The sequence below is a fragment of the Enterobacter cloacae complex sp. 677-3DZ2D5B genome, assembly GCF_004136695.1.
GTDB classification, from domain to species: domain Bacteria; phylum Pseudomonadota; class Gammaproteobacteria; order Enterobacterales; family Enterobacteriaceae; genus Enterobacter; species Enterobacter hormaechei_C.
Genome location: NZ_QFLS01000009.1, coordinates 347,299 through 362,404, shown reverse-complemented (window position 1 = coordinate 362,404; position 15,106 = coordinate 347,299). Strand labels below are relative to the sequence as shown.

At 53.4% G+C, this 15,106-nt stretch carries 16 protein-coding genes; 10 read left to right on the top strand and 6 right to left on the bottom strand.

What is annotated here, in order from left to right:
- Positions 1 to 8: 8 nt before the first annotated feature.
- Positions 9 to 1,220, bottom strand: coding sequence for a tyrosine transporter TyrP (gene tyrP / locus DD597_RS15125; protein ID WP_032628311.1), 1,212 nt, complete (start codon positions 1,218 to 1,220; stop codon positions 9 to 11).
- A 191-nt stretch (positions 1,221 to 1,411) separates the two neighbouring features.
- Here tyrP and DD597_RS15120 point away from each other — a divergent pair, with 191 nt between their 5' ends.
- Complete coding sequence (locus tag DD597_RS15120) at positions 1,412 to 1,648, top strand: YecH family metal-binding protein (protein ID WP_003859673.1); 237 nt, start codon at positions 1,412 to 1,414, stop codon at positions 1,646 to 1,648.
- A gap of 36 nt (positions 1,649 to 1,684) precedes the next feature.
- Here DD597_RS15120 and ftnA read toward each other — a convergent pair whose 3' ends face one another.
- Both ftnA and yecR read right to left on the bottom strand, forming a co-directional pair.
- Entirely contained in the window at positions 1,685 to 2,182 is a 498-nt protein-coding gene (ftnA, locus tag DD597_RS15115; RefSeq protein ID WP_003859676.1) for a non-heme ferritin, read from the bottom strand.
- A 200-nt stretch (positions 2,183 to 2,382) separates the two neighbouring features.
- Entirely contained in the window at positions 2,383 to 2,721 is a 339-nt protein-coding gene (yecR, locus tag DD597_RS15110; protein WP_129256350.1) for a YecR family lipoprotein, read from the bottom strand.
- A 245-nt stretch (positions 2,722 to 2,966) separates the two neighbouring features.
- On the opposite strand from yecR, the gene DD597_RS15105 reads away from it, so the two are divergent.
- Positions 2,967 to 3,605 (top strand): RpiB/LacA/LacB family sugar-phosphate isomerase, encoded by a 639-nt coding sequence (locus DD597_RS15105; RefSeq protein WP_003859680.1) that lies wholly within the window; start codon positions 2,967 to 2,969, stop codon positions 3,603 to 3,605.
- A 43-nt stretch (positions 3,606 to 3,648) separates the two neighbouring features.
- Here DD597_RS15105 and DD597_RS15100 read toward each other — a convergent pair whose 3' ends face one another.
- Positions 3,649 to 5,067, bottom strand: coding sequence for an MFS transporter (locus DD597_RS15100; RefSeq protein WP_032609552.1), 1,419 nt, complete (start codon positions 5,065 to 5,067; stop codon positions 3,649 to 3,651).
- Between the two features lie 214 nt (positions 5,068 to 5,281).
- Here DD597_RS15100 and azuC point away from each other — a divergent pair, with 214 nt between their 5' ends.
- Together azuC and DD597_RS15090 are read left to right on the top strand one after the other, a co-directional pair.
- A complete protein-coding gene (azuC, locus tag DD597_RS15095) occupies positions 5,282 to 5,365 on the top strand; it encodes a stress response protein AzuC (RefSeq protein WP_003859682.1) in 84 nt (27 codons plus the stop codon).
- A gap of 106 nt (positions 5,366 to 5,471) precedes the next feature.
- Positions 5,472 to 5,723 carry a DUF2766 family protein gene (locus tag DD597_RS15090; protein ID WP_003859683.1) on the top strand — a complete coding sequence of 84 codons (252 nt, stop codon included), beginning with the start codon at positions 5,472 to 5,474 and terminating at the stop codon, positions 5,721 to 5,723.
- A gap of 80 nt (positions 5,724 to 5,803) precedes the next feature.
- Here the strand turns inward: DD597_RS15090 and DD597_RS15085 are convergent, their stop codons facing one another.
- Positions 5,804 to 7,147 carry an anaerobic C4-dicarboxylate transporter gene (locus DD597_RS15085; protein WP_003859684.1) on the bottom strand — a complete coding sequence of 448 codons (1,344 nt, stop codon included), beginning with the start codon at positions 7,145 to 7,147 and terminating at the stop codon, positions 5,804 to 5,806.
- A 141-nt stretch (positions 7,148 to 7,288) separates the two neighbouring features.
- Positions 7,289 to 7,792: a non-heme ferritin-like protein gene (locus DD597_RS15080; RefSeq protein ID WP_032609548.1), complete on the bottom strand. Its 504-nt coding sequence runs from the start codon at positions 7,790 to 7,792 to the stop codon at positions 7,289 to 7,291.
- 502 nt (positions 7,793 to 8,294) lie between these two features.
- Between DD597_RS15080 and DD597_RS15075 the strand changes: the two genes are divergently transcribed.
- The 6 genes from DD597_RS15075 to otsA all read left to right on the top strand — a co-directional run bounded on the left by DD597_RS15075 (position 8,295) and on the right by otsA (position 15,095).
- Positions 8,295 to 8,852, top strand: coding sequence for a DJ-1/PfpI family protein (locus DD597_RS15075; protein ID WP_023314363.1), 558 nt, complete (start codon positions 8,295 to 8,297; stop codon positions 8,850 to 8,852).
- A gap of 316 nt (positions 8,853 to 9,168) precedes the next feature.
- Positions 9,169 to 10,158 (top strand): arabinose ABC transporter substrate-binding protein AraF, encoded by a 990-nt coding sequence (araF, locus tag DD597_RS15070; RefSeq protein WP_129256349.1) that lies wholly within the window; start codon positions 9,169 to 9,171, stop codon positions 10,156 to 10,158.
- A gap of 71 nt (positions 10,159 to 10,229) precedes the next feature.
- Complete coding sequence (gene araG, locus DD597_RS15065) at positions 10,230 to 11,744, top strand: L-arabinose ABC transporter ATP-binding protein AraG (RefSeq protein ID WP_129256348.1); 1,515 nt, start codon at positions 10,230 to 10,232, stop codon at positions 11,742 to 11,744.
- Between the two features lie 14 nt (positions 11,745 to 11,758).
- Positions 11,759 to 12,739, top strand: coding sequence for an arabinose ABC transporter permease AraH (araH, locus tag DD597_RS15060; protein WP_003859689.1), 981 nt, complete (start codon positions 11,759 to 11,761; stop codon positions 12,737 to 12,739).
- 153 nt (positions 12,740 to 12,892) lie between these two features.
- Positions 12,893 to 13,696: a trehalose-phosphatase gene (gene otsB / locus DD597_RS15055; RefSeq protein ID WP_003859690.1), complete on the top strand. Its 804-nt coding sequence runs from the start codon at positions 12,893 to 12,895 to the stop codon at positions 13,694 to 13,696.
- Positions 13,671 to 15,095, top strand: a complete 1,425-nt coding sequence (gene otsA / locus DD597_RS15050) for an alpha,alpha-trehalose-phosphate synthase (protein ID WP_003859691.1) — start codon at positions 13,671 to 13,673, stop codon at positions 15,093 to 15,095. Before otsB ends, otsA begins: the two co-directional genes overlap by 26 nt.
- Positions 15,096 to 15,106 lie beyond the last annotated feature (11 nt).

Sequence of the window (15,106 nt, the reverse complement as noted above, 5' to 3'; positions counted from 1 at the left end):
TAAATAAGTTATCCCACTTCCGGCAGCATCCCCGCTGCAATCAAAATCTGCACCAGAATAATCGCCACGCCGCACCCAAACACCACGCACAGCATTGGCGTACCGCCCGCCACGCGATACCCCTGCTGCGGATGTTGCTGGCGGCTCTTCCACGCCAGCAGGGAAGGCAGCAGCAGGGCCAGTACCGATAACGCCACGCCGGCATACCCCAGCGCCATCACAAACCCGCGCGGGTAAAAGAGCGCGAAGGCCAGCGGCGGCAGGAAGGTCATCGCCCCCGTCTGTAAGCGTCCCGCAACGGTATTGCGCCGCTGGAACAGATCCGCCATATAGTCAAACAGGCCAAGCGCCACGCCGAGGAAGGAAGTTGCCAGCGCCAGGTCTGCAAACAGATGTACCGCCAGCTCCACGTGTGAAGAGGCCACCACGTTACGCAGGGCAACCAGGAATCCATTCAGACCAGAATGCTCTGCCATCAGGCCGATAAAAGTATTGGAATCAATACTGCCCAGGGTTACCAGCTGCCAGAACAGGTAAGCAATCAACGGAATGGCGCTGCCGATAACAAAGACGCGGCGTAGCTTGCGAATATCACCGTTCATATAGCTCACGATGCTCGGTACGCTGCCGTGAAAACCGAAGGAGGTGAAAATAACCGGGATGGCCGAAAGCGCCAGACCTTTCTCCAGCGGGAGGGAGAGCAGGTTAATCTTGTGAACATGCGGTGCCAGCAGCACCAGCATCACAACAAGGAAAAGAATTTTGGCGCTGAACAAAAAACGGTTAAACAGATCGACCAGCGATGTGCCCGCACAAACCACGCCGCCACCAATCAGCGTAAAGACAATGGCGCCTGTTTCCGGTGAAAGTGACGCACCGAAGCCGTCATTGATACTTGACGCAATCAACTCTCCGGCGCCGCTGATGTAAGCGGCAGTCAGGGCGTACATCAGGAACATCATGCTGAAACCGGTGATCCACTGCCCGTAGCGTCCAAGATAGCGTGCAGCCAGGGAGCCTAAGCCAGTATCGGCAGGGACATGCTGATAAACCTCCAGCAATAATAGCGCGGTGTAACACATCAGGGCCCACAGACCGCCCAGCAGCACTACGGTAACCCCAAACCCGACGCCAGCGGCAGCCAACGGCATGGCCAACATTCCTGCGCCAATTGTCGTTCCGGCAACGATAAAAATACTTCCCAGAGTTCTGTTCTTCACGCTTTCCTCTACAACGCTTCCATACCGCGACTCATTCTGCGGCGCAGAGTAAGGGAAAAGCCCCGTCTCGTCAAATCACCGTTACATAGGATGTAAAAATTAATTTACAAAAAGAAAAGGGTAACCTGAGCCAGCGCAAAGCGTGCCGTGGAGGGAGCGTTTAGTCTGCTTTTTATTTACGAGAGGTAACCATGTCAATTCACGGACACGACGTGCTGAATATGATGATTGAGTCAGGTGAGCGGTATACGGAGGAGAGTCTGGTTGAGGCGATACATGCCCGCTTTGGCGAAGCGGCGCGTTTCCATACCTGTTCAGCTTCAGAGATGACGGCCGCGGAGCTGGTGGCGTTTCTGGCGGCGCGCGGAAAATTCATTCCGGCAGCAGACGGATTTTCCACTCACGAAAGTAAAATTTGCCGTCATTAAATAAAACGGTGCTGAAAACTCAGCACCGCTTTTCTGTTAATTCTGCGTGTCGAGCGTCGACAGCTCTTTATCAATGAAGTAAAGACCTTCCCCGGATTTACCTGCCAGAGATAATTTATCCAGTACGGATTTAAACAGCTTCTCTTCTTCGTGCTGTTCAGCCACATACCACTGAAGGAAATTAAAGGTTGGATAATCCTGGCTGGTCATGGCGGCATGAGCCAGTTCATTAATTTTCTGGGTGATCAGCTGTTCGTGCTCATAGGTGGCGCGGAACAGTTCATCAAGAGAGCCGTATTCGGCAAAAGGGGATGCCACGTTATCAATACGCGGCAGGCTGCCGGTGTCCGTCAGGTAATCAAACAGACGCTGCATGTGCGTCATCTCTTCCTGGGCATGACGACGCAGGAAGGCGGCCGCTCCTTCAAAGCTGTGATAGCTGCACCAGGCGCTCATCTGCTGATAAAGCAGGGAAGAAAACAGCTCAAGGTTCATTTGCGCATTGAGCTTGTCGATCATTTCAGTTTTTAACATGGTGCAGCTCCGGTTTATTAATTCTGGTTCACGATGAGCGACACTATAATTTGTTATTTAATTATTTGCAAAAAGTAAAATAAATATTTCTTTATTAAAAATACGAATGGGAATAAAACGCATTGCCGCTATTTATATTTATTAATGAGAATTGTTTTAGTTCTTATTAAATAAACTGCCAGCGTGACTGGCAGTAGCGGTTAATACCACGGATTCTGGCTGGAAGAGGTAACAGCATATCCCTGACATTTATACTGAATGGTCACACTTTCGTTCAGACAGAGTGAACCGCTGATCAGGGTGCAGGTTTTAATTGGCTGCCCGTAGGCTGACGCGGTGGCGTAGCCCATATGTTGACAGGCTTTGGTTGCCGTACCGTTATTAACATACTCATCAGACCAGGCGTTTTGCAGCATGGCCTGGCCATAGTCGAGGCGCACAATTCCGTTTGGGGCATCCGTACTGCTGATTTCTGCCTTACGGTTGATGCTGCACCCGGCGAGCAACAGGATCGTTCCGGCTATGATTACACGTTTCATGGTTCACTCTGCGTGACGGGAAATACGCCATTGTAACCAACGCGATGTGACGCAATGGCCGGAATAGCCGGAGGATCTGCCCTCTCACTGTGCAACGAGCCGGGCCACCGCGCGAAATTGTGAGCGCATCTTTGTTTTTTAAAACAAGTTTTCACTTAATTTGAAAGTGTGTTTGTTTGATAGTAAGGTTAAGTGGAAAAAGTATCCACAGCGGGATCGCCCGCCATGCATTCAGGAGAGACAAGATGAAAATTGCACTGATGATGGAAAACAGCCAGGCCGCTAAAAATCCCATCATCCTTAATGAGCTGAAAGCCGTTGCTGATGAGAAAGGTTTCCCGGTCTATAACGTCGGTATGAGTGATGAGAACGATCATCATCTTACTTATATTCACCTGGGCATCATGGCGAGCATTCTGCTTAACGCTAAAGCTGTCGATTTTGTTGTCACCGGCTGCGGTACCGGGCAGGGCGCGTTGATGTCCCTGAACATCCATCCGGGTGTGATTTGCGGTTACTGCATCGATCCTGCGGATGCCTTCCTGTTTGCGCAAATCAACAACGGTAACGCGCTTTCTCTGCCTTTTGCGAAGGGCTTCGGCTGGGGGGCAGAACTGAACGTACGCTTTATCTTTGAGAAAGCGTTTACCGGACGCAATGGCGAAGGTTATCCACCAGAGCGTAAAGAGCCGCAGGTGCGTAACGCCGGGATCCTGAACCAGGTGAAAGCGGCGGTGGTGAAAGAAAACTATCTGGATACCCTGCGAGCAATCGATCCTGAGCTGGTTAAAACCGCCGTCTCAGGCCAGCGCTTCCAGCAGTGCTTCTTCGAGAACTGCCAGGACAAAGAGATCGAAGCCTTCGTGCGCGGTATTGTTGGCTGATTCCGTTTTGCCGGGCGGTGCGTTGCCTGCCCGGCAGATAGCGTTACTTTTTCGATGAGACCGCGCTGCCTGCATCTTTGGTCAGACGCAGCGTGTCAACCATTCCCACCAGGCAGATTAGTGCGATCGCCACAAATGCCAGCCGGAAGCTCATTCCCGGCATGCCGGCAATCCCCATCGCCTCACTGACTTTTTCCCCGATACGAATACCAATCGCCCCGAGCGTGATCCCAAGCCCCACGGCAAGCTGCGTTGCGGTTGAAAACAGAGTATTGGCATAGCTCATCTGCACCGATGGCACATCCGCAAAAGCCAGCGTACTGATAGCTGTAAACTGAATCGAACGGAAAACGCCGCCCAGATAGAGGATCAGCATGACGAGCCACGCGGGCGTCTGCGGCGTCAGAAACGCGCAGGCCAGCAACGCCAGGACATTCAACGCACCGTTAATCAGCAACAGCCGCTTAAACCCCAGGCTGCGGATAAGCGGCGTCGTCGCCGGTTTAATGGTGAGATTGCCAACGAAAACCGCCAGCACCAGCAGGCCCGAATGGAACGCGTCCATGCCAAAGCCGACCTGGAACATCAGCGGTAACAGGAACGGAACCGCGCTGATGGAGGCGCGAAACAGCGATCCGCCGTACAGGGTGACGCGAAACGTCGGCACCTGCATCGCATCGAGTCTGATCATCGGCCAGGTTGCCCGCTTAAAGTGACGCAGTGCCAGACTTAACGCGACGATACCGACGATAAACAGCGTGGCGGTTAATCCTGTCCGCAGTGGCTCTGCGCCCATCAACTCCATCGCATAAACCAGGCTCACCATGGCAAGGGTGGTGACAACAAAACCCGGTAAATCAAACGGTCGGCGCGTATCTTCATGCAGGTCTGGAATGATGCGCAGTGCCAGCAAAATGGCGATTATCCCCAGCGGCACGTTAATAAAGAAGATCCAGCGCCAGTCGGCATAGCTGGTAATGAACCCACCCAGCGGCGGGCCGATGATCGGCGCGACCAGCGCAGGCCACGTCAGGGTGGCGATTGCCGTGATGAGCTGATGTTTTGGCGTGGTGCGTAGCACGGCCAGGCGACCCACGGGCACCATCAGCGCGCCACCCATGCCCTGAAGGACGCGCATCGCGACGAACTGATCGAGCGTGGTGGACAGGCCGCAAAATACCGAGGCCAGCGTGAAGATTGCCAGCGCGAGGGCAAACACTTTTCGCGCACCGAAGCGGTCGGCGATCCAGCCGCTGGCGGGGATCAGCACGGCCAGGGTGATCAGGTAGGCGCTGATGCCGATATTCAGATCCACGGCCTGTACGCCGAAGCTTTTTGCCATGTCCGGCAGCGCGGTGGCAATCACCGTCCCGTCCAGAAATTCCATAAAGAAAGCACCGGCCACCAGCAGCGCCGCAGGCGATAATCCACGGCTCTCTTTGCCGGATACGTTTTCACTCATTCTCTTCCTGCCCGCTCAAAAAATTTTATAAACATTTACTGGAATTTATAAGCCTGTAACGTGCGGATTTATCATGGCTTTTTTTAACAAACCAGCAGCACTGAGGGTTTAATAACCGTGATGTAGGTCACAAAATGGTTGATTTTTGTGATGGTGGTCATATTATAAGCGTATTGACAATAACACCTGCATAACACGTTACTGGAGCAACATAATGAAACTGCGCAAAATCCTGAAAAGCATGTGGGCAAACTACTGCACAACGTTTAAAGACGTCCCACCGGGTGCGATGTTCTGATAAAAAAACCTGCTTCGGCAGGTTTTTTTATGTCTGCGGACGACGAGAGGGAGATGGAAGGGCGTCTGTTTTGCTACTATGGCGGCCTTTGAATAAGGAGAACCCTATGTCACAAAACCTGAGCGCCGATCAGGAACTGGTATCTGACGTCGTCGCCTGCCAGCTGGTTATCAAACAAATCCTTGATGTGATTGACGTTATCGCGCCGGTTGAGGTACGCGAAAAGATGTCGACCCAACTGAAAAACATCGATTTCACCAACCATCCTGCTGCGGCGGACCCGGTTACGCTCCGCGCGATCCAGAAAGCGATTGCGCTGATTGAACTCCGCTTCACACCGCAGGGTGAGTCACACTAAAATAAACCGATGTTTTAAAATTAGAAACCCTTTTCTGCTTTTACGTCGAAGGGCGACAAAGCCTGTCGCCCGCAGAAGGATCAGAAGAACGTCTGCACCAGCAGATAGCTCACCACGCAGGCACAGCTGACGCCAATCAGCCCCGGCAGAATAAAGCTGTGGTTGATGATGAATTTACCGATGCGGGTGGTACCGGAGCGATCGAATCCGATACAGGCCAGATCGCTCGGATAGGTCGGCAGCACAAAGTAGCCGTAGGATGCCGGGAAGAAGGCCACCAGCATTTTCGGATCGATGCCCAGCATCAACCCCATCGGGGCGACCGCGGTCAAGGCCGCAGCCTGGCTGTTGACCAGTTTTGATACCAGGAACAGCACGATGGCATACGTCCAGGGATGACTCTTCACCACCCCCTCCAGCGCCATTTTTAGCTCGTCGAGATGCGCCTGAAAAAAGGTATCGCTCATCCACGCCACGCCAAACACCGAGAAAATCGCGACCATCCCCGCCTTAAATACCGCCCCGTTTGAAATGGCCGACGCATTCACCTTGCAGGTCATCAGCATGATGGCCCCGGCGATCAGCATCATCATTTGAATGACAAGGTTCATCGACAGGGCCGTCATTTTGCCTTTGATCTCAAACGCCGGACGCAGCTCGGGCAGCGCACCCAGCAGGACCACAACGGCAATCCCGGCGAAGAAGATCCACGTTGACCAGTAGGCCTGTTTCGGGAAACGCTGATCCATCAACGTCTCCGTTCCTCCATAGATAAACTCCCGCTGTTTCGGATCTTTCAGCTTTTCCTGAAATTCAGTATCGTCTGCGAGGTTTTTCCCCCGGCGCAGGCTCCACAGTGCCGCAATGGCGACGCCAGACAGTGAGGCCGGTACGGAAACGGCGAGGATTTCGAGGATCCCCCACGCGTGACCGATGCCGTGCTGCGCACCCAGAATCGAGACCAGCGAAACGACGGCCACGGAAACGGGGGAGGCGGTGATCGCCATCTGAGAGGCCACCGAGGCCACCGCCATCGGCCGTTCCGGGCGAATGCCTTTTTTCAGGGCGATATCCGCGATAATGGGAAACATGGTGTAGACGACGTGACCGGTCCCGCAGAGGAAGGTCAACATCCAGGTGGTAAACGGTGCGAGAAGGGTGATGTGTTGGGGATGTTTACGCAGCAGGCGCTCTGCAAACTGCATCATTACATTAAGGCCACCGGCGGTCTGTAGCGTGGCCGCACAGCCGATGACGGCGAGGATTGTGAGCATCACGTCAACGGGCGGTTTACCGGGTTGCAGACCAAAGACAAAACTTAAAATAAACAGGCCGATACCGCTTATCAGCCCCAGGCCCATCCCGCCGAAGCGGGTGCCTATCAGCAGGCAGAGGATAATGACAATAAACTCAATGGTGATCATGATGCTCCCTCGTCAATGAATGTAATTAAACAAATCATTACACGATGTGTGGTTATTCATTGGGAGCAAGATCTGATTTGTTAAATGTCAGCAAAAGCAGGGAGTTGGTACCCACCCCCTGACGGGAGCGGGTGAAGGGACTTAGTGGTGTTGCACGGTAGCTATGTCGAGAAGATGGCGGTCCGTCTGCTCCAGACAAATCCCCGCACGTTTCGCGTTGCGGATTTCATCTGCGAGCGTCTTCAGCAGCATGCCATCCTGCTGCTGCTCTCTGTCCATATCGCGTAAAAACGTGAGGGTAATGATGTCCCGTTGCGCTTTGGCTTCATCAGCCAGTTTGCTCAGCTTCGCACAGCGTTGCTCATACTCTTCGAGCGTTTTCTGGAACAGTTCTTCCAGAGAAGTGTAATTATCTTCAATCGTTTCAAGCTCTTTGACGGTAGGGTTTGCCCCGACAGCTTTCAAAAAGTTAAAGACACGCATCATGTGCGTGACGTTACTTTGCGCCTGAGTACGAAAGAAGGTGGCAGTGCCGTTGAGGCTTTTTCTGGAACACCACGCGCTCAAATGCAGATGCAGATTTGAAGCATAAAACTCCAGGTTCATCTGGGCATTCAGTTTTTGCATCATCGTTTGGGTAGTCATTCTCATATCCTTATTGACTGTGGGACTTGATGTCCGCTACTTAACCTGACCCGGCAGGTATTGACGATTGAATGGCAGAAATAGATTTCTGCAAGGTAAAAACTCGAAAATTCACTTCCTGTGTTCGATTTAAATAAGCATACGCTTCTCTTCGACTTAAGAAAACTCTTAATTGGGCTGTGTTTACCATAGATTACAAATTTAAATATAGCCCAGAATAGAAAGAAGGTTACGAGATTGGTAATTATATAACGTGTTGATTTAAAAGGGTATAAAATCAATTTTGCTCATTTTTATCGTTTCAGGAAATGTTCTTTGGCGGGAAATTCTGTAAAAGTGATAAATCAGAAATAATATTTGCAAATATATCCTGTCGTATCAAATTTGAGCTAAATCAATTTTCACTCAATATACGGTTCTGTGATCGCGGCGCAAGATTGTGATCTGATAACGCGAGAAAATGAAACGATGTTTTACATTGTTTCATTATTTGAGGTTTATGATGGCTAACGTTGCGGTGCTGCTGGCACCTGGTTTTGAAGAAGCAGAAGCGATTATCACTATTGATATTCTGCGGCGTTTACAGATTGAGGTGGAGACGCTGGCCTGCGCGGAGTCCCGTGCGGTAGTGAGTTACCATAATATCCCCATGGTGGCTGACAGTACGTTAACGGAGCGCATTAATAGGCTGTATGACGCGGTCGTGTTGCCCGGTGGGCCGCAGGGGAGCGTCAATCTTGCTGCTAACCAGGAGGTGATCCGCTTTGTTTCCGCGCATGACGAGCACGGCAAACTTATCTGCCCGATCTGCTCTGCGGCCGCGCGGGTGCTGGGCGGTAACGGGCTACTGAAGGGGCGCCGCTACGTCTGTTCCGGCGATCTGTGGCAGAGCGTTGATGATGGAGTATATGTAGATGCGCCGGTCGTGGAGGATAATAACCTCATCAGCGGCAAGGGGCTGGGGCACGCTTTTGACTTTGCGCTGACGCTCTCTGCTCGTTTGTTGGGTGTCGACGCCCCCGTGCGCGATCATGCTGAACACATCTATTACCGCTGGTAAATTTTCTGCCGGACGCTAAGGCGTCCGGCTTACAGGGATTTCTTAGCTGACCTTATGGATAATCCTGCTTAACTCCTTTCCATTTGTAGGACAATTACGTCCTTTTTTATGTCATTTTTCGCTGAATTTATGTACGCAATTACTGTAATTCTGCGGTGTGATGTCGCTCTCTTATGGATGATTAATTTCCCGCTAAAACTATCTCCAGCAATAACGCTTATAACAAGGTAAGCGCTAATGCCTTGTTTTAAGTCCGATTAAATAAGTTGTTCGCCATTATTCCCTACAGATAAGAATGCTTAAGCTGGAGTTTACCATGCACAAATTTACTAAAGCGCTGGCGGCCATCGGCCTGGCTGCCGTTATGTCACAATCCGCTATCGCTGAAAATTTAAAGCTCGGTTTTCTGGTTAAACAGCCTGAAGAACCGTGGTTCCAGACCGAATGGAAATTTGCTGATAAAGCCGGAAAAGATTTGGGATTTGAGGTAATTAAAATCGCTGTACCTGACGGTGAGAAAACGTTGAACGCCATTGATAGCCTGGCGGCCAGCGGTGCGAAAGGTTTCGTTATCTGTACGCCGGATCCAAAACTGGGGTCAGCGATTGCCGCGAAAGCGCGCGGTTACGACATGAAAGTGATTGCGGTGGACGATCAGTTCGTGAATGCCAAAGGCAAACCGATGGATACCGTTCCGCTGGTAATGATGGCGGCCACTAAAATCGGTGAGCGTCAGGGCCAGGAGCTCTATAAAGAGATGCAAAAACGCGGCTGGGATGTCAAAGAGACCGCCGTGATGGCTATTACCGCAGACGAGCTGGACACCGCCCGTCGTCGTACCACCGGGTCCATGGACGCCCTGAAAGCGGCTGGCTTCCCGGAAAAACAGATCTACAAAGTCCCGACCAAATCCAACGATATTCCGGGCGCCTTTGATGCGGCGAACTCCATGCTCGTCCAGCATCCGGAAGTGAAGCACTGGCTGGTGGTGGGGATGAACGACAACACCGTACTGGGCGGCGTGCGTGCAACGGAAGGCCAGGGCTTTAAAGCACCGAACGTGATCGGGATCGGCATTAACGGCGTTGACGCCGTGAGCGAACTGTCTAAAGCGCAGGCGACCGGCTTCTATGGCTCACTGCTGCCAAGCCCGGATGTCCACGGCTATAAATCCAGCGAAATGCTCTACAACTGGGTGACCAAAGGGGCTGAACCGCCGAAATTCACTGAAGTGACCGATGTGGTGCTGATCACCCGCGATAACTTCAAAGAGGAGCTGGCGAAAAAAGGACTGGGCGGTAAGTAATACGCTGTGATTGCGCCCCTCCCTCACCGTGAGGGGCCAGACGTACACACTACAGGAATCACGGAGTCGTTATGCAACAGTCTGATCCGTATCTCTCTTTCCGCGGCATCGGTAAAACGTTCCCCGGTGTAAACGCGCTGACCGATATCAGCTTCGACTGCTATGCCGGCCAGGTTCACGCCCTGATGGGGGAGAATGGCGCGGGAAAATCCACGCTGCTAAAAATTCTCAGCGGCAACTACACGCCCACCACCGGCACGCTGGCTATTCGCGGCGAAGAGGTGGCCTTTGCCGACACCACGGCAGCGTTAAATGCGGGCGTCGCCATCATCTATCAGGAGCTGCATCTCATTCCTGAAATGACCGTGGCGGAGAACATCTATCTGGGCCAGCTTCCGCATAAAAGCGGCGTGGTCAACCGCTCGCTGCTCAATTATGAAGCGGGCTTGCAGCTCAAGCACCTTGGGCTGGATGTCGATCCGCAAACGCCCCTTAAGTATCTCTCCATCGGCCAGTGGCAGATGGTGGAAATTGCCAAAGCGCTGGCGCGTAACGCCAAAATTATCGCCTTCGATGAGCCAACCAGCTCGCTCTCGGCGCGTGAAATAGAAAATCTCTTTCGCGTGATCCGCGAGCTGCGCAAAGAGGGCCGCATCATTCTGTACGTTTCTCACCGTATGGAAGAGATTTTTGCCTTAAGCGATGCCATCACCGTGTTTAAAGATGGACGCTACGTGCGCACCTTCACCGATATGCAGCAGGTTAATCACGATCAGCTGGTGCAGGCGATGGTCGGACGCGATCTGGGGGACATTTACCACTGGAAACCGCGTGAGTATGGCCCGGAGCGTCTGCGTCTGGATAACGTCAAAGCCCCAGGCGTGCGCACGCCCATTTCACTCTCGGTGCGCAGCGGCGAAATCGTCGGGCTGTTTGGCCTTGTGGGGGCAGGGCGCAGCGAGCTGATGAAAGGGCTGTTTGGCGGGACGCGCATAACCCAGGGCCAGGTTTTCGTCGACGGGAAAAAGGTCGATATTCAGAAGCCTGCGCAGGCGATTAACGCGGGGATTATGCTCTGCCCGGAGGATCGAAAGGCGGAGGGCATTATTCCGGTGCACTCGGTGCGCGACAACATCAACATCTCTGCCCGGCGCAAGTTTATCCGCGCGGGATGTCTGATTAACGACGGCTGGGAGGCGAGCAACGCGGATCACCATATCCGTTCGCTGAACATTAAAACCCCCGGCGCTGAACAGCTGATCATGAACCTGTCCGGCGGTAACCAGCAAAAAGCCATTCTGGGGCGCTGGCTATCGGAAGATATGAAGGTCATTTTGCTGGATGAACCAACGCGCGGTATTGACGTGGGAGCGAAACACGAAATCTATAACGTCATCTATGAACTGGCAAAACGTGGTGTGGCGGTCCTGTTCGCCTCCAGCGATCTGCCCGAGGTGCTGGGCGTCGCCGACCGCATTGTAGTGATGCGTGAAGGCGATATTGCCGGTGAATTGCTGCATGAACAGGCGAATGAACAACAGGCGTTGAGTCTCGCCATGCCTAAAGTTAGCCAGGCTGTCGCCTGAGTAAGGAGTCAATGATGTCCTCTGTTACTACATCCGGAGCGCCGAAGTCGGCTTTCAGTTTTGGCCGCATCTGGGACCAGTACGGCATGCTGGTGGTCTTTGCTGCCCTCTTCGTCGCCTGCGCGATTTTTGTGCCGAACTTCGCCACGTTCATCAATATGAAGGGGCTGGGGCTGGCTATCTCCATGTCCGGCATGGTGGCCTGCGGAATGCTGTTCTGCCTGGCCTCCGGTGATTTTGACCTGTCGGTCGCCTCGGTGATTGCCTGTGCAGGCGTCACCACTGCCGTGGTGATCAACATGACCGAAAGCCTGTGGATCGGCGTGCTGGCCGGGCTGCTGCTCGGCGTGTTGAGCGGCCTGGTGAACGGGTTTGTCATTGCGCGCCTGAAGATTAACGCCCTGATTACGACGCTGGCGACCATGCAAATCGTGCGCGGTCTGGCCTATATCATCTCCGACGGGAAAGCCGTGGGGATTGAAGACGAGCGTTTCTTCACGCTGGGCTATGCCAACTGGCTGGGGCTGCCTGCGCCAATCTGGCTGACGGTAGGCTGTTTGATCCTGTTCGGTTTCCTGCTCAACCGCACCACCTTTGGCCGAAATACCCTGGCGATTGGCGGCAATGAAGAGGCGGCGCGTCTGGCGGGTGTCCCGGTCGTACGGACCAAGATCATTATCTTCGTGCTTTCCGGGCTGGTATCGGCGGCGGCGGGGATTATTCTGGCGTCGCGCATGACCAGCGGCCAGCCTATGACCTCCATTGGTTATGAGCTGATCGTCATCTCAGCCTGCGTTTTGGGGGGCGTTTCCCTCAAGGGCGGCATCGGAAAAATCTCATATGTGGTGGCGGGGATCCTGATTCTGGGGACCGTGGAGAACGCCATGAACCTGCTCAATATTTCTCCGTTCTCTCAGTACGTCGTACGCGGCCTGATCCTGCTGGCAGCGGTGATCTTCGACCGTTACAAGCAAAAAGCGAAGCGTACCGTCTGATTTATTTTTAGCCACTAACCTGCTCAACTATTAACCATAGTTGACCCCCTGACCGGCCCGCCAGTTTTGTTGACGGGCCGGTTGCTAAATGGCGAGCACCGTCACACTGTCTATACTTACATGGCTGTTTTGTTCACTGTAAGGAGGATTAGGGTGGCTGACTTGTTAACCGCACCGCCTGTACTGCCCGGAAAATTTGCTTTCTTTTTTGACCTCGACGGGACGCTCGCCGGGATTGAACCGCATCCGGATGACGTTGTTGTACCGGACACGGTGTTAGAGAATTTGCAGCAGCTCTCCCGACAGAACGAGGGGGCACTGGCATTGATTTCAGGGCGCTCAATGGCCGAGCTGGACGTGCTCGCCAGTCCTTATCACTTTCCGCTGGCCGGTGTGCACGGAGCGGAGCGCCGCGATATCCATGATCAACTGCATATAGTTTCACTCCCCGACACGCTGATTCAGGCGCTGCATGCGCAACTCTCTTCGGCTCTGGAAATGCTTCCCGGTACGGAACTGGAAGCCAAAGGCATGGCTTTTGCGCTGCACTACCGTCAGGCGCCCCATCATGAGGCGGCGATATTTTCGATAGCAAGAAGCGTGGCCGAAGCCCATCCGGAGCTGGCGTTACAGCCGGGTAAATGTGTGGTCGAGATTAAACCGGCAGGAATTAACAAAGGCGCTGCCATTGCAGCGTTTATGGCGGAAGCGCCGTTCAAAGGGCGTACGCCAGTCTTTTTTGGGGATGACCTGACCGACGAGGCCGGGTTCAGGGTGGTAAACCAGGCCCAGGGCATGTCTGTCAAGGTTGGATCTGGTGAAACCATTGCCGGATGGCGGCTGGATAATGTCGCCAGCGTCTGGCAGTGGATATCTGACGTCGCTAACCAGCAACAACAACAAATAGCGCAAAACAACGGGAGAAATCATTATGGGTCGCTTAGTCGTCGTCTCTAATCGCATCGCACCGCCGGATGATAAAAAAGCCAGTGCCGGTGGCCTGGCGGTCGGGGTATTAGGTGCCCTCAAAGCCGCGGGTGGTCTCTGGTTTGGCTGGAGCGGGGAAATCAGTAACGAAGAGAAACCGCTAAAAAAGGTGTCACGGGGCAATATCACGTGGGCCTCCTTCGCCCTTAGCGAGAAGGACTATGATGAATATTATTCCGAGTTCTCAAACGCCGTGCTGTGGCCAGCGTTTCACTATCGTCTGGATCTGGTGAAATTCCAGCGTGAATCCTATGAAGGCTACATGCGCGTCAACGCGCTGCTGGCAGATAAACTACTGCCGCTGATCGAAGAAGACGATATCTTATGGATCCACGATTATCATCTGCTGCCCTTCGCCAGGGAGTTGCGGAAACGGGGTGTGAATAACCGAATCGGTTTCTTCCTGCATATTCCGTTCCCGACCCCGGAGATCTTTACGGCGCTGCCGCAGCACGAGGAGATCCTGGAGGCGCTATCAGATTACGACCTGCTCGGTTTCCAGACGGAAAATGACAGGCTGGCCTTCCTCGACAGCGTATCGGGCAAAACCCGGCTGGTCACTCACGGCGGTAAATCTCATACCGCGTGGGGACGAAATTTCCATACCGAAGTCTACCCGATCGGTATTGAGCCAGACGAAATTGCCGAGCAGGCCTCCGGTCCGCTGCCGCCGAAGCTTGCCCAGCTCAAGGACGAACTCAAGCACGTTAAGAATATCTTTTCGGTTGAACGACTGGATTATTCCAAAGGGTTGCCGGAGCGATTCCTCGCCTATGAAACCCTGCTGGATAAATTCCCGCAGCATCATGGCAAGATCCGCTACACCCAGATAGCGCCGACCTCGCGCGGTGAGGTTCAGGCCTACCAGGATATTCGTCACCAGCTTGAGACCGAAGCAGGGCGCATCAACGGGCGCTATGGCCAGCTCGGCTGGACTCCACTTTTCTATCTGAATCAGCATTTTGAGCGCAAAATCCTGATGAAAGTGTTCCGCTATGCGGACGTCGGGCTGGTCACGCCGCTGCGCGACGGGATGAATCTGGTGGCAAAAGAGTATGTAGCAGCACAAGATCCTGCTGACCCGGGCGTGCTGGTGCTGTCCCAATTTGCCGGTGCGGCAAACGAGTTAACCTCAGCGCTGATTGTGAACCCTTACGATCGCGATGACGTGGCAAATGCCCTGAATCGCGCGTTAACCATGCCGCTTGCGGAACGCATTTCACGTCATTCGGAAATGATGGAGACCATCGTCAAGAATGATATCAACCGCTGGCAGGCGCGTTTTATTGACGATTTGCGCGCGATCCAGCCGCAAAGTCAGGAAGGTGATCTGCAAAAAAAGATCGCGACCTTCCCTAAACTCGCCTGATTTCCTTCGGG

Excerpts from the sequence above, each read along its gene's own strand:
- ftnA (WP_003859676.1), bottom strand. The coding sequence starts at position 2,182 with ATGTTAAAAACTGAAATGATCGACAAGCTCAATGCGCAAATGAACCTT.
- DD597_RS15100 (WP_032609552.1), bottom strand. The coding sequence starts at position 5,067 with ATGAGTGAAAACGTATCCGGCAAAGAGAGCCGTGGATTATCGCCTGCG.
- DD597_RS15105 (WP_003859680.1), top strand. The coding sequence starts at position 2,967 with ATGAAAATTGCACTGATGATGGAAAACAGCCAGGCCGCTAAAAATCCC.
- araF (WP_129256349.1), top strand. The coding sequence starts at position 9,169 with ATGCACAAATTTACTAAAGCGCTGGCGGCCATCGGCCTGGCTGCCGTT.
- DD597_RS15085 (WP_003859684.1), bottom strand. The coding sequence starts at position 7,147 with ATGATCACCATTGAGTTTATTGTCATTATCCTCTGCCTGCTGATAGGC.
- DD597_RS15080 (WP_032609548.1), bottom strand. The coding sequence starts at position 7,792 with ATGACTACCCAAACGATGATGCAAAAACTGAATGCCCAGATGAACCTG.
- azuC (WP_003859682.1), top strand. The coding sequence starts at position 5,282 with ATGAAACTGCGCAAAATCCTGAAAAGCATGTGGGCAAACTACTGCACA.
- araG (WP_129256348.1), top strand. The coding sequence starts at position 10,230 with ATGCAACAGTCTGATCCGTATCTCTCTTTCCGCGGCATCGGTAAAACG.
- otsA (WP_003859691.1), top strand. The coding sequence starts at position 13,671 with ATGGGTCGCTTAGTCGTCGTCTCTAATCGCATCGCACCGCCGGATGAT.
- yecR (WP_129256350.1), bottom strand. The coding sequence starts at position 2,721 with ATGAAACGTGTAATCATAGCCGGAACGATCCTGTTGCTCGCCGGGTGC.
- DD597_RS15090 (WP_003859683.1), top strand. The coding sequence starts at position 5,472 with ATGTCACAAAACCTGAGCGCCGATCAGGAACTGGTATCTGACGTCGTC.
- DD597_RS15075 (WP_023314363.1), top strand. The coding sequence starts at position 8,295 with ATGGCTAACGTTGCGGTGCTGCTGGCACCTGGTTTTGAAGAAGCAGAA.
- araH (WP_003859689.1), top strand. The coding sequence starts at position 11,759 with ATGTCCTCTGTTACTACATCCGGAGCGCCGAAGTCGGCTTTCAGTTTT.
- DD597_RS15120 (WP_003859673.1), top strand. The coding sequence starts at position 1,412 with ATGTCAATTCACGGACACGACGTGCTGAATATGATGATTGAGTCAGGT.